The sequence below is a fragment of the Paenibacillus xanthanilyticus genome, from assembly GCF_042682185.1.
In the GTDB taxonomy this organism is placed as follows: domain Bacteria; phylum Bacillota; class Bacilli; order Paenibacillales; family Paenibacillaceae; genus Paenibacillus_Z; species Paenibacillus_Z xanthanilyticus.
Genome location: NZ_JBHUHA010000002.1, coordinates 41,129 through 54,540, shown reverse-complemented (window position 1 = coordinate 54,540; position 13,412 = coordinate 41,129). Strand labels below are relative to the sequence as shown.

Genomic DNA, 13,412 nt, shown 5'->3' with positions numbered 1-13,412 from the left:
TTAGTGAATCGGCTTCATTTGCAGAAGAAAGGAGGAGGTTCGATGAGCAGTCTGCGGGAGAAAATGATGCGTCTTCGCGGAAGCGCCGCGCCAGCCGCGGATACGGCCGGGCCGGCAGATGTTCTGCCGATTAGCGGGGAGAAATCTTCCGCCTCGCATCAATCAGCCGAAGCGGAAGCTGCGCCGGAGCGCGCGAACGAAGCGGACGTAGAACGTCTATCTTCAGCCTGGGACGGCCTGAACGTGCGCATCCACCATACGCCGCTTGGCGGCTTTCTGCTTAGGGAAACGCGATATCCGCTGGACTACCGCCACGGGGAGCACCGTCTTAACGAAATTGCCGACGTGCTGCAAGGGCTTGCTCAATTCCAGCTGCTCAGCGAAGCGAAGAGCATGGGCGCGACCAAAGTCGATCCGGGACTATTCCCGATGGCGATCGTACCGGAACGGATGCTCTTCCTCGACCTGGAGACGACGGGGCTCGGCGTCGGTACCGGCAACGTGCCGTTCATGGTCGGGCTCGGATTTATCGAGGAGGACGCCTATGTCGTCCAGCAGATGCTCATTCGCCATCCGGCGGAAGAGCGGGCCATGCTGCGTTATTTGAGCGAGAAGCTGCCGGCGTACTCGCATCTGGTGACGTATAACGGACGGACGTTCGATTGGCCGGTGCTCGCGGGGCGGTTCGTGCTCAACGGCTTGCGCGATTTTCGCTGGGAGCCGAATCACATCGATCTGCTGCATCCGTCCCGGAGCATCTGGCGCAATACGCTTGCCTCCTGCAAGCTGAGTCGCGTGGAAGAAGAGCGGCTGGGCATCGAGCGCGAGGACGACGTGCCGGGCTCGCTCGCGCCTGCCATCTATTTTCAATTCCTGGCCGACGGGAATCCGCAGCCGCTGCTCGGCGTGTTCCGTCACAACGAGATCGACATGGTGTCGTTGATGGCGCTCGTTATCCGATTCGGACATTTGCTCGGCGGGGCGATGGGAGGCAGGCTGGCCTACCCCGAAGGCGCAGAGGAGCAGCTGCGCACGGGTCTGTGGCTGGAACGGATGGGGCAGACCGAGGAAGCGGCCGCGTTGTACGCCAAGTTCGAAGCTGGCGGGAAGGCGGAGCCGCGGCTGATGCTGCAGCTCGCGGAGCGGGATAAGAAGTATGGCAATTGGGAACGGGCTGTGTTATTGTGGCAACAGGTTGCCGCTCTAATGACCGAGCATGCCCATCCGTCATGGGAGGCCCATATCGAGCTGGCAATGTATCATGAGCACCGTTCGAAGCAGCCGGGGCTGGCGCTGCAATTTACCGAGGCCGCGCTTGAACTGGCCCATGCACGGTACGAAGGGCAGCGCTTGGATGCGAAGAGCAGGGCCGAGATCGAAGCGATCCGCAAACGGATCGACAGACTGCGGGCAAAGCTGGCGAAGCGGTCCGGATAGGCGGCCTCCCGCAGGCAGCGATAGTACCGATTCGCGATCAGGCAGCCGGGCAACCGGCTGTTTCTTACATAAGAGGGGGAAACGTGAGTGGCAATACCGGCACCGATGCAAGGTCTCTTAATCGATTTGGACGGCACTCTATACCATGGCAATACGATGATCGAAGGCGCGGACGAGCTGATTCTGTTTTTACGCGAACGCAACCTTCCATACTTGTTCGTGACGAACAATTCGACCGCATCGCCGGAGACGGTCGCGGAGCGGCTGCAGGGCATGGGCATTCCGGCCGTGCCCTCCGACGTATGCACGTCCGCGCAGGCAGCGGCAGCATACGTAGCGGACCTGAAGCCCGGTGCCCGCGTGTTCGCGGTCGGAGAGTCCGGTCTGCTAGAAGCGCTTCGGGAAGCGGGATTGGAGCTGGTGGAAGAGCGTCCGGACTATGTGGTGCAAGGGCTCGATCGCGGCGCGACCTATGCCAGACTAGCCGACGCCGTCCGCTTCATTCGTGAAGGCGCTCCGTACGTGCTGACCAACCCGGATGTGCTGCTGCCGTCAGACGGCGGTTTCGTGCCTGGCGCCGGCTCGATCGCCGCGCTGCTCGAGCGTGCCGGCGGTCAACAGCCGACCGTCATCGGCAAGCCTTCTGCGATCTTGATGGACGCGGCGCTCGCCAGGCTGAATGTTTCGGCCGCCCATGCATGGGTCATCGGTGACAATCCGTTTACGGACATCGCGGCTGGCCATGCGGCCGGCTGCCCTTCCTTGCTCGTGCTCACCGGCTTCACGAACGCGGATAATTGCGAGGTGCTGCTGGAGCATGCAGGCTGCCGACCGGACGAGATCATTCCGGATTTGCGCCAGCTGAGGGAGCGGATTGAGGCTTTAGCCGTAGCCGATTCGTAAAGACGGGGTCTTTAGTTGGAATTGAGGCTTCGACTCGTTTACAATAGACGTAATAAACATAACGACTGCACCGCAGGGCAGGAAGGAAGAGAACGATGCCGGAATGGCCGGAAATGGAAAATTACCGCATACGTCTATCCGGGCTGATCGCCGGACAGACGATTACTGGCGTGGACGTAACGCGCGCCAAATCGATTAATGTGGAGCCTGCCCTTTTCGAAGCCGAGCTGACCGGAAGAACGGTCTGGTTTATCGAACGCAAAGGCAAAATGCTCATCTTCCACCTCGACAACGGAAAACGACTGCTTCTGCATCTCATGCTGGGTGGGGTGATGCATTTCGGCACCGACGAAGAAGCGCCGGAACGCTCCGTGCAGGTGGCGCTCCGCTTCCAACGCGGCACGCTCCGCTTCATCGGGCTGCGTCTGGGCTACCTACATCTGCTCACGCAGAAGGAAACCGAAGCCCAGCTGAAGGAACTGGGACCGGATCCGTTCGACCAACGGCTGACCTTGGAGCGGTTCAAGGAACGGTTCAAAGGCAAGCGCGGCGCGATTAAGACCGCACTGGTCGATCAGCATGTCCTGTCGGGCATTGGCAATTGCTACGCTGACGAAATGGCTTTCGAGGCGGGGATTCGGCCGGACGCCCGAATTCCGGAGCTTGCGCCGGAGTCATGGGAACGATTATATAGCGCGATGCGCACCGTGCTGCATGACGCCTTGAACAAGGGCGGCTACATGGAGCTTCCGCTGACGACGGACGATACGCTGACCGGCGGCTACAACGAGCACTGTCTCGTCTATGACCGGAGCGGGGAACCTTGCCGGCGCTGCGGCGGGACGATCGTACAGGCCGAGATTAGTTCGCGCAAAATGTTCTACTGCCCGAACTGTCAGCAGGCGAGGTAACCGGCCATGCTAGCCGGCTGCCACGTTTCAACCCAGGGCGGCTACAAAATGGCGGCCAAGCGCGCGATGCAAATCGGCGCGAACGCATTTCAATATTTTCCGAAAAACCCGCGGAGCCTCGCGGTGAAAGCCTTCGACGCGGCGGATGCGGCGAAGTGCGCGGAAATCAGCCGCGAGCATGGACTCGTGTCGATCGCGCATTCGCCTTATCCGACGAATATCGCATCGGAGGATGCGGGGCAGCGCGAACGGACGGCGATGTCGCTGCTGAACGATTTGGCGATCGCGGAGGCGTGCGGTTCGATCGGCGTCGTCGTTCATTTCGGCGTCTATAAGGGACCGGATCCGCTCGAGGGCTACCGCAATGCGGTGATCACGTTAAGCGCGGTCGCTTCGCAATGGAACGGCGCCGCCAAGCTGCTCATCGAGAATCAAGCCGGCGAAGGTACGGATATGGGGATGACGATCGAGGAGTTGGCTCAAATTCGTTCGCTCTGCCGCGACTCGCATAAGATCGGCTTTTGCCTGGATACATGCCATCTGTTCGCGGCCGGCGTTTGGCGCGGGGAAGCCGAAGCGGAATGGTTGACCAAGGCGGAGAAGCTCGGCGTGTTGGCCCATACGGAAGCTTTTCATCTGAACGACTCGGTCTATCCAAGCGGTTCCAAGCGGGATCGCCATGCCGTGATCGGAGAAGGTTATATCGGCGAAAAGGGGCTGACTTGGCTGCTGCAGCATCCGCTCGCGGCCGACAAGCCGTTCGTCATGGAGACGCCGTCCGGGAAGGATGGTACGCATCGCGATCAATTAGCGCTCATCCAGCGCTGGGGAGATAGAGCATGATCAACGTTTATTTGGACGACTTCCGTCCATGTCCGGCCGGCTTCGTGCTGGCGAAGAATGCGGAGGAGTGCATACTGCTGCTGGAAAGCGAGCAGATCGGCATCCTTTCGCTCGACTTCGATCTTGGCTGGGGGCAGCCGACGGGCCTGCACGTGGTGCAGGCCATGGTCGAGCGAGGGATTTATCCGCAGGACGTGTATTTGCATACGTCCTCGTCGTCCGGCAAAATGCAAATGTATCAACTGCTCCTTCGGCACGCGCCGGAGCATGTGCGTCTGCACAACGGGCCGATGGCGGACTGAGGCCGGCGACGATTCGTTCGTTTCATGGGAGTAACGGGGAAGGCGGGATAAGATGCTGATTCAGCTGAAGGATTTGGTGTTGAAGCGGGAAGCGCGCACGATTCTCGGCGGCGTAGACCTGTCGATCTCGGAAGGGGAGCACTGGGTCATTCTCGGACGCAACGGCTCGGGCAAGACAACGCTGCTCGAGATGATGACCGGCTATATGTTCCCGACTTCCGGCACGGTGGATCTGCTTGGCAATCGGTACGGCGAATGCGACGTGCGCGAGGTGCGCAAGCAGATCGGCTATATCAGCCAATCGATGGTTGAGAAATTAACGCTGCGCGATCCGGTCTGGGAAGTGGTCGCGACGGGCGAATACGCGTTTTTGCGGTTTTACCAGGAGATCGATCCGGCGGTGCGGGAGAAGGCGCTTGCGCTGCTGAACGAAGTAGGGCTTGGCCATACGGCCGAGCAGCCGCTCGGCACGCTGTCGCAAGGCGAGCGGAAGAAGGTGCTGCTCGCCCGCGCCTTGATGAGCGATCCGCGCATCCTCATCATGGACGAGCCGTGCGCCGGACTGGATTTGTACGAGCGGGAGAAGCTGCTGGCGGATCTTGGCCGGTTAAGCGAACGCAACATCGCCGTTATCTATGTCACGCATCATTTGGAAGAAATCATACCGCTGTTTACGCACGTGGCCATCGTGCGGGAGGGCGTGATCGCCGCGGCTGGACCGAAGCGGGACGTCTTGACGGATGAAATTTTAAGCCGGGCCTACGATTGGCCGGTAGCCGTCGAGTGGTCGCACGGAAGACCGTGGATTCGAGCAACGGCATCAGGAGGAGAACAAGGTTGACGCAATGGATTTGCACGGCGAACCGCGGGTTTGCCACGTACGCGATGGAGGAGCTTCGGCGGATGTTCGCGGAGATGAGAATCTCCCAGCTGACGCACGGAGAAGTATTTAAGATTGAACTGCCGCTAGAGCGCGAAGAACTGCTGCAGCGCATTCGCGAGCAGGAACCGATTTTTCTGCGCCATATTCAGCCCGTCGAACGGGTGCTGCCGCTTCAAGGCTCGGCGGATGACTTGCAGGAGCTGGCGGAGATCGCGCGCGGCGCGCGTCTGCGGCTGGAAGGAAGAGCGGTAGCCGTTCATGTGCGCCGCGCGGAGAAAAGTCCGTTCCCGTATTCGACGTCGGATACGAAAGCGGTGCTGGACGCCGTATTGGAAGAACTCGGGGCTGATCCGGTCGTTCAATCGCCGGACGTCATCCTGTCTTTATTCGCAGGCGACGAGCAGCTCTACGTCGGGATCGCGACCCCGGAAGAGATGCTGTCCGATTGGCCGGGCGGCGCGGTTCGTTTCCAACGGGAAGAAGGGCAAATATCGCGGGCGAAATTCAAGCTGCTGGAAGCGGAGCGGGCATTCGGCCTGAGATTGGAGCAATTCCGGGAAGGCTTGGATATCGGCGCGGCGCCCGGTGGTTGGACGCATTTGCTGCTGGAGCGCGGCCTGAAGGTGACCGCGGTCGACCCGGCAGAGCTGCACCCGTCGCTATTTCAGTATCCGCGGCTGACCAATTACCGGAAGAACGCTTCCGAGGTAAAATTCGAGCCCGGCACGTTCGATTTGCTCGTATGCGACATGAGCTGGAGTCCGATGCAGATGGTACGCCTCGTGCTGGATCTATCGGACGCGCTTGCGGAAGGGGCGACCGCGATCGTCACGATCAAACTTATGCACAAAAAGCCGCTCCAGACGATCAAAGACGTCATCTCCCGCTTCGGGACCGGCTTTAAGCTCCGCAAAGCGAAGCAGTTGTTCCATAACCGCGAGGAAATTACGCTGTACCTCGTCAAGAAATAGAATAGATCCGGGAAAGCATCCCGAATGGCAGAACGCAGGCGCGTTCTACGTTCGGGGTGCTTTTTTCATGTCTAAGGAGGAAGTGTCGGATGGAGGAACGAAACGGATTGGAGACCGGCATGCTCATTGCCGGCCGTTACCGATTGCTCGGGCTGATCGGCACGGGAGGGATGGGAGCGGTCTATGCGGCGGAGGATACGCGGCTAGGCGGCATGCTGAGAGCGATCAAGGCCCATCGGCCGCACGCGGCGGGGATGGAGAATCTGGCTGAAGAAGCAGCCCTTCTCATGCGGCTGAACCATCCGCGACTGCCGGCGATCGTCGATTACATTCCGCGGGATTACCATGGGATCGAGATGTTCGTCATGTCCTATATCGAAGGAATTCATTTGAAAGAGTTCACGGAACGCCGTCGAGAACGGCCGCTCCTCGTTGACGAGGTGCTTCGCATCGGAATTCAGCTTGCCGACACCCTCGATTATTTGCATGCGCAGCATCCGCCGGTCATCCACCGCGATTTGAAACCGACCAATGTAATGGTGCAGCACGACGGAATGGTGAAGCTAATCGACTTTGGCATCGCCCGGTGCTACAAGCCGGGGACGGAGCGGGATACGCGTCTGCTCGGCACCCCGGGTTTCGCGGCGCCGGAGCAGGAAGGGGGCGGGCAAAGCGATGCCCGAACCGACGTATACGGGCTCGGCGCGCTGCTCTATTACTTGCTGAACGGCGGTGTAGCACCCATAGTCGGGGGCGCCGCGTTACCAAGCAGGTTTTCTTGTGAGGATGCGAGTCGAAGAGAACTTGAAGCGGTCTTGGCGCGTATGTTGGCGGAACGACCTTCCGACCGCTATCCGAATATGAAGTCGGCGTGCGACGCGCTGCGGCAGGTGCGCGGAGAGTCGCGGCCGGCTTTAATCGCGAGACAAGCCGACTGGTCAGGAATAGGAACGACGAAGCTGGATCAGCAGCAGGCCGCGGGGCTTCGAGTTCCGGAGCCTGCGAGCGGCAGGCGTATCGTCATCGCCTCGATCAGCGCGGGAGCGGGCGCGACTAGCGTTGCTATAACGTTGGCGATGCTGATCGCCAAGCGCGGGTTGAGCTGTTCGGCACTTGAGCATCCCGCCGCCGGTCCGGAATGGCATGCGCTCCTGCATGCCGAAGGAGCCTCCCCTTCGCGGGGCGTGCTAGCGCCGCTTGCGCCGGGCTACGCCCGGTTCGAGAAGGGGGGCGTAACGTGGCATGCTCGCTTGCCGCGTGCGCTGCCTGAAGACGGACAGGGAGCATGCGCCCGGGCGTTTCGTATGATGGAGAGCAGCAGGGCAGGCGACTGCACGGTCATCGATCTGTCCACCGGATGGACGGAACCCGAAGCTGAGGAGCTCCTGACGGAGGCGGATGTAGTGCTATTCGTCGGCGATCCAGACGCCGCCAAATGGTCTGCGGTTAATCTTGCCGCAGCCGAGCGGCTTCGCTTAGCACGGCAATCCTCTTTGCGCATGACGTTATGGGCGGCGAACAAGGATATTCGCTTTAGGGAGCGAGCGCAGTGGCTATCGCTTTTTCCGGTGCGCCCCGCATTGTGGATTCCGTACATTCCGCCCGAGAAACGTCTTGAACTGTTGTGGAAGGGCAAATGGCTGACCGACGACCGGGTCCTGTTATCGCTTATCGAGAAAGTCTATGAACCGTTAATCGGCACGATCGTGGCGGATGCCGCGCACAAACCGCGCGGGCTATGATACAATATGGCTGCAACCGCAGCAACCAAATTTCTCCTATATAGCGGAGGGACATCCTAATTTAGGCAAGTTTCTTGGTGTGGCGATTGAAGGCGAAGACGCAAGCCATACGCTTCTTCATCGTCCTTCATCGTCCAAGCCTTGAAAACAGTCGCCCGCTTCTTTATCATGAAGAGGATAAAGGTGGGCGAGTCTAGTACAAGTAGGTGGACAACCAGATGAATGAACGTATATTGGTCATCGAAGATGAGGACGGCATTGCCCGTATTTTGCAGTTGGAGCTGGAGCATGAAGGATATACCGTCGGCCGGGCAGCCGACGGACGCACGGGGTTCGAACAGGCGTCGTCCGGTGAATGGGATCTTGTCCTGCTCGACGTGATGCTGCCGGAATTGAACGGGATCGAGGTCCTGCGGAGGCTTCGCCAAGGGGGGAACCCGATTCCGGTTATTCTGCTGACCGCGCGCGATACGATCCCGGATAAGGTAAGCGGCTTCGAGCACGGCGCCAACGACTATATCACGAAGCCGTTCGCGATGGAGGAATTGCTTGCCCGGGTGCGCAACCTTCTGCGCATCTTCGGCCAGCAGCCGCGCGAGGCCGAGAGCCCGGACGTGCTCAAGACGGCCGATCTCTCCATCGAGCTGCGCACCCGCAAGGTGATGCGCAAGGATACGCCGATCGAGCTGACGCCGCGCGAGTTCGAGCTGCTCGTGTTTTTGGCGGAGCATAAGAACGAGGAGAAGTCGCGCGAGGATATTTTATCGGAAGTGTGGGGCTACGATTTCATCGGCGAGACGAACCTTGTCGACGTGTACATCCGTTATTTGAGGCAGAAAATCGACAAAGGCTACCGCCATAAACTCATCCACACCGTGCGCGGGGTCGGTTACATGCTGAAGGAGCCGGACGCATGACGCTTCGCCGCAGATTTACGTTTTTCACGATTTTTTGGCTCATTTTCATTCTGATTTTATTTAATATTTTCGTTTATTTGTTCGTCATCAAAATCACGATACGCAGCGAAGAGCAGCTGTTGACCAACAAGGTGAATATCCTGCTCGAGGACCCCAGAATCGACCATTACTCCGGTTTGACGGCGACGGATTTGCTCCGCGATTATTACAATGTCAACGAGTTGATCCGCATTATCACGCCGGACGGGAAGGTCGTGAACGCTCAGGGCTCGGACAAGGAGCTGCTCGCGCTCAAGACGACGTTCAGCACGAAGTACGATACCGGGATGCTGTACATCGACGGCAAGCGCGTTATTTACATGAAAGTGCCGTTATACGAAGGGCAGCAGGTGATCGGCGTACTGGAGTTACATCGTAAGCTGAGCATGCTCGACAGCTACCTGAAGGTGCTCGTCATCGCGCTGACCATCACGAGCGTAGGGGCGATCTTGTTCGCCGTCATCGGGACGTATTGGTTCACTTCGAGGCTGACCTCGCCGATCCAGCATATGGTGCAGACGATGCGCGAGATCGACCGAAGCGGCAAGCTGCGCAAAATCGAGCTGGGCAGCAAGGAGCAGTCGGCCGAGTTAGAGCAGCTGGCCCGGGCCTTCAACCAAATGATCGAAAAGCTCGACCGCACGTTCGCCAGGCAGCGGCAATTCGTGGCCGACGCCTCGCACGAGCTCAAGACGCCGCTTACGGTCATTTCCAGCTATGCCAACATGCTGAAGCGGTGGGGACGAGACGATCAGAACGTGCGGGACGAAGCGGTCGAAGCGATTGCCAAGGAATCGCAGCGGCTTCAGAATCTGACCAAATCGATGCTGATGCTTGCCGAGGCCGAGCAGGAGGATTGGCTGAAGCTGGAGTCGTTCGACCTTGTCCAATTGGCCGACGAAACGGCGGACATGCTGCACGCGACCTTCCAGCGGATGATCCGCGTCCATACGCCGAAGACGGACGTCAAGATGATGGCGGACAAGGACAAGATCCGTCAGCTGCTCGTTATCCTGCTCGATAACGCCATCAAGTACAGCAAAGAGCCGATCGATATCATTATCAGCGTGACGAAAGGAACGGTCCGTCTATCCGTCGCCGACAAAGGGATCGGGATCCCGGAGCACGATATGCCGCACTTATTCGAACGTTTCTTCCGCGTCGACGGCGCCCGCAGCCGATCGACCGGCGGCGTAGGCTTAGGGCTGTCGATTGCCAAGCGGATCGTCGATCTGCATGAAGGGCAGATCGACGTCTTCAGCAAGCCGGACAAAGGAACGACCATTACCGTCGTGCTGCCGCATAAGAAATAAGCCATTACCCGGACTCGGCAGCGGTTCGGGAATCATTTTTCGAGGACGAGGAGCGAGGGCCATGAAATACAGAGTCGCCGCGGTACAATACAAACTTGAGGATATCGAGAGCTTTCAGCAATTTGCGCATCAGGTGAAGCATTACATCCGCAACGCATCCGAATACGGCGCGGATTTCGTGCTGTTCCCGGAATTTATGACGACCCAGCTGCTCTCCATCGGCGACGAATCCGGCGAAGCGCTCACGATCGACCGTCTGCCCGAGTTCACGGAGCAGTATATCGAACTATTCCAAGGACTTGCGGCCGAGTACCGGATGCACATAATCGGCGGCACGCATGTGATTGAAGTGGCGGAGGACAAGCGCCAGAACGCCGCGCATCTGTTTTATCCGGACGGCCGCGTGGAGGTACAGCCAAAGCTTCACTTGACGCCGACCGAGGTGGAAGGATGGGACATGGCGCCAGGCGATGCCCTTCGCGTATACGATACGCCGTTCGGCACGATCGCCATGCTGACCTGCTACGATATCGAATTTCCGGAGATCGTCCGGATGGCGCGTGCGAAAGGCGCGGACGTCATCTTCTGCCCGTCCTGCACGGATGACCGCCACGGATTTCATCGTGTTCGTTACTGCTGCCATGCGCGCGCGGTCGAGAATCAGGTCTACATCGTCACGACCGGGACTGTCGGTTCGCTTCGCAAGGTAGACTTGATGCGCGCGAATTTCGGCCAGGCGGCGATCATCTCGCCGAACGATATTCCGTTCCCGCCGGCCGGCGTACTGGCTGAGGGCGTAATTAACGACGACATGCTGGTCGTCGCGGATCTGGACCTCACGCTGCTGGCGGACGTTCGCGCTGCCGGCTCGGTGACGACATGGCGCGACCGCCGGACCGATCTGTACCCGGGCTGGGAGTGACCTTCACTTGCGCAAGGAGCTAATCGTGTTTGCGGACGGCAACCCGAAGAAGGTCATGATACGGAACTACGGGCCGCTTGACTTTGATGGTATGATCGACATCCAGCGTCAAAGCTTCCCGCCGCCGTTCCCTTCAGAATTGTGGTGGAACGAGGAACAGTTGAATGAGCATGTGACGCGTTTCCCGGAAGGGGCGCTGTGCGCGGAGGCGGACGGACAGTTGATCGGTTCCATGACGGGGCTGATCGTGGACGATCGGCAGCTGGCTGGCGGTCATTCGTGGTCGTCGATCACGGACGACGGTTACATTCGCAATCATTCGTCTCATGGCGATACGCTATACGTGGTGGACGTATGCGTCATACCAGCGTTCCGCAAGTACGGAATAGGCAAGTGGCTCATGCAGACGATGTACGAAGTCGTCGTGCATCTCCGTCTTCGACGGCTGCTGGGCGGCGGACGTATGCCGGGGTACCATCTTGCCGCGGATGAAGCCACGCCGGAGCAATACGTATCGGATGTCGTCGCCGGCAAGCGTCGCGACCCGGTCCTGTCGTTCCTGCTCCGCTGCGGGCGGCTGCCGGTCGGCGTCATGGCGCACTATCTCGAGGACGAAGAATCGCTGAACTATGCCGCGCTTATGGAATGGCGCAATCCGTTTACCAACCAAGCGTAACGAGGAGGCTGCAACGTGGAATACATTCGCATTCAATCGCTTCAAGATCCGCTTTTCGCAAGCATGCATAATCTCATGAAAGTCATTTTCCCGCCGGAAGAAGTGCTCGCGTTCGACAAATGGGAGGGGCCCCTTCAAGACGAGAGCATACATGTGTATGTGGCCGTGCATGAAGGAGAAGTCGTCGGGGCGACGGAGTATCGTTATTATCCGGACATGCGCGTGGCGATGACCGATTTCACGATCATCGGCAAAGCCGGGCTTGGCATCGGCCGATTCCTGCTTCGCGGACGCGAGCGCGATATCGCGAGGCTGGCGGCGGCCAGCGGCACCGAGCCGATCGGCATGTTCGCCGAAATTTACAATCCTTCGCAGGTGGAAGAGAAATTCACGGGACTTTCGCCGATGAACCCCTATGTACGCCGGGAAGTGCTCTCTCATATCGGATATAAGCGGATTGATTTCCCTTATGTTCATCCTTCGTGGGAAGAGAACGGCGAAGCGGTTAGCGGGCTCGATCTATCCTTCTTGCCGACTGATGAGGAACGGTCGGAATTGCCAGCTTCGCTCATCCGCCAGTTTCTGAATACCTATTACAGCGCGCTGCCGGCGAAGCCGGATGAATGGCATGCGATGATGGCAAAGCTAGGCGAGGTTGAACAGCTTCCGCTGCGACCGCTCTAAAACGTAAGGCAGCTTGGAGGAGAAACATGACGACGATTAATTTTTGGGGCACGGGGGACTCCATGGGGGTCCCTCGCGTTTATTGTTCCTGCGACGTGTGCGAGGAAGCGCGCAGCGGCGGCGTGAACCGCAGAAGGAGGCCGCTTGTGCATTTGGCGGATCCTTCGTTCGGCGAGATGCTGATCGACTGCGGACCGGATTGGCGGGAGCAGATGGAGATGGCGGGCAGTCGTTTTATCGACCGGATCTTAGTTACCCACGCGCATTTTGACCATATCGCGGGACTCGCGGAATGGGCGGATGCCTGCCGGTGGCTGGAGCGCCGCGGAGAAGCGTACGCGCGCGCGGATGTCATCCAAGACATTCTCACCCGTTATCCATGGCTCGAACGCAATGTCCGCTTTGTACCGCTCGAAGATACGGTAACGTTCGGCGATTGGCATGTGGATTCCTGGCTGGTCAACCATGGCAAGAACGGGTACTCGTACGCGTTCAAGTTTACTCATGCGGCTGACGGTCGGACTTGGGCTTACTGCTCGGATTCAATCGCGTTGACCGCCGAACAGCGAGAGCCCTTGTTCGGACTGGATCTGCTTGTGCTTGGCACGAGTTTCTATGAGGAACCTTACCCGATAGAGACGCGTTCGCTATACGATGTGAAGGAAGCGCTGGAGCTGCTGGAGGAATTGAAGCCGAGACGGACGTGGTTCACGCATATGTCGCATGATATCGACCTGCGCCGCCAATACGCCCTTCCGGAGAATATCGCTTTTGCTTTCAGCGGGCTTCAAGTAACCGTATAGAGGTGGGTGCTTGACGCGCGGCCGTTGTTGCGGTTATGATGAAGCTATCTTATATGGCAAGGGGAA

General features: G+C 59.0%; 14 protein-coding genes. All 14 read left to right on the top strand.

The window, feature by feature from the left end; all coding sequences use genetic code 11:
- The first annotated feature begins 42 nt into the window (after nt 1-42).
- The 14 genes from ACFSKT_RS17285 to ACFSKT_RS17220 all read left to right on the top strand — a co-directional run bounded on the left by ACFSKT_RS17285 (nt 43) and on the right by ACFSKT_RS17220 (nt 13,346).
- On the top strand, nt 43-1,437 hold the full coding sequence (locus ACFSKT_RS17285; RefSeq protein ID WP_377719736.1) for a ribonuclease H-like domain-containing protein: 1,395 nt from the start codon (nt 43-45) through the stop codon (nt 1,435-1,437).
- Nucleotides 1,438-1,524: 87 nt separating this feature from the next.
- On the top strand, nt 1,525-2,340 hold the full coding sequence (locus tag ACFSKT_RS17280; protein WP_377719737.1) for a TIGR01457 family HAD-type hydrolase: 816 nt from the start codon (nt 1,525-1,527) through the stop codon (nt 2,338-2,340).
- A gap of 95 nt (nt 2,341-2,435) precedes the next feature.
- Entirely contained in the window at nt 2,436-3,251 is an 816-nt protein-coding gene (mutM, locus tag ACFSKT_RS17275) for a DNA-formamidopyrimidine glycosylase (RefSeq protein ID WP_377719738.1), read from the top strand.
- A 6-nt stretch (nt 3,252-3,257) separates the two neighbouring features.
- Nucleotides 3,258-4,094 carry a deoxyribonuclease IV gene (locus ACFSKT_RS17270; RefSeq protein ID WP_377719739.1) on the top strand — a complete coding sequence of 279 codons (837 nt, stop codon included), beginning with the start codon at nt 3,258-3,260 and terminating at the stop codon, nt 4,092-4,094.
- On the top strand, nt 4,091-4,396 hold the full coding sequence (locus ACFSKT_RS17265) for a cyclic-phosphate processing receiver domain-containing protein (protein ID WP_377719740.1): 306 nt from the start codon (nt 4,091-4,093) through the stop codon (nt 4,394-4,396). The genes ACFSKT_RS17270 and ACFSKT_RS17265 overlap by 4 nt, the downstream gene beginning before the upstream one ends.
- Before the next feature lie 55 nt (nt 4,397-4,451).
- Nucleotides 4,452-5,237 (top strand): ABC transporter ATP-binding protein, encoded by a 786-nt coding sequence (locus ACFSKT_RS17260; protein ID WP_377720614.1) that lies wholly within the window; start codon nt 4,452-4,454, stop codon nt 5,235-5,237.
- Nucleotides 5,234-6,250, top strand: a complete 1,017-nt coding sequence (locus ACFSKT_RS17255) for an SAM-dependent methyltransferase (RefSeq protein WP_377719741.1) — start codon at nt 5,234-5,236, stop codon at nt 6,248-6,250. Before ACFSKT_RS17260 ends, ACFSKT_RS17255 begins: the two co-directional genes overlap by 4 nt.
- An 89-nt stretch (nt 6,251-6,339) precedes the next feature.
- A complete protein-coding gene (locus ACFSKT_RS17250; RefSeq protein WP_377719742.1) occupies nt 6,340-7,992 on the top strand; it encodes a serine/threonine protein kinase in 1,653 nt (550 codons plus the stop codon).
- A 218-nt stretch (nt 7,993-8,210) separates the two neighbouring features.
- Nucleotides 8,211-8,909: a response regulator transcription factor gene (locus ACFSKT_RS17245; protein WP_377719743.1), complete on the top strand. Its 699-nt coding sequence runs from the start codon at nt 8,211-8,213 to the stop codon at nt 8,907-8,909.
- The gene (locus ACFSKT_RS17240) at nt 8,906-10,261 is read left to right on the top strand and encodes a HAMP domain-containing sensor histidine kinase (protein ID WP_377719744.1); all 1,356 of its coding nucleotides are present in this window, start codon (nt 8,906-8,908) and stop codon (nt 10,259-10,261) included. Before ACFSKT_RS17245 ends, ACFSKT_RS17240 begins: the two co-directional genes overlap by 4 nt.
- A gap of 61 nt (nt 10,262-10,322) precedes the next feature.
- Complete coding sequence (locus ACFSKT_RS17235; RefSeq protein ID WP_377719745.1) at nt 10,323-11,183, top strand: carbon-nitrogen hydrolase family protein; 861 nt, start codon at nt 10,323-10,325, stop codon at nt 11,181-11,183.
- A gap of 55 nt (nt 11,184-11,238) precedes the next feature.
- Nucleotides 11,239-11,859 carry a GNAT family N-acetyltransferase gene (locus tag ACFSKT_RS17230; protein WP_377720615.1) on the top strand — a complete coding sequence of 207 codons (621 nt, stop codon included), beginning with the start codon at nt 11,239-11,241 and terminating at the stop codon, nt 11,857-11,859.
- Nucleotides 11,860-11,874: 15 nt separating this feature from the next.
- Entirely contained in the window at nt 11,875-12,543 is a 669-nt protein-coding gene (locus ACFSKT_RS17225; protein ID WP_377719746.1) for a GNAT family N-acetyltransferase, read from the top strand.
- A gap of 26 nt (nt 12,544-12,569) precedes the next feature.
- Nucleotides 12,570-13,346: an MBL fold metallo-hydrolase gene (locus tag ACFSKT_RS17220; protein WP_377719747.1), complete on the top strand. Its 777-nt coding sequence runs from the start codon at nt 12,570-12,572 to the stop codon at nt 13,344-13,346.
- Nucleotides 13,347-13,412 lie beyond the last annotated feature (66 nt).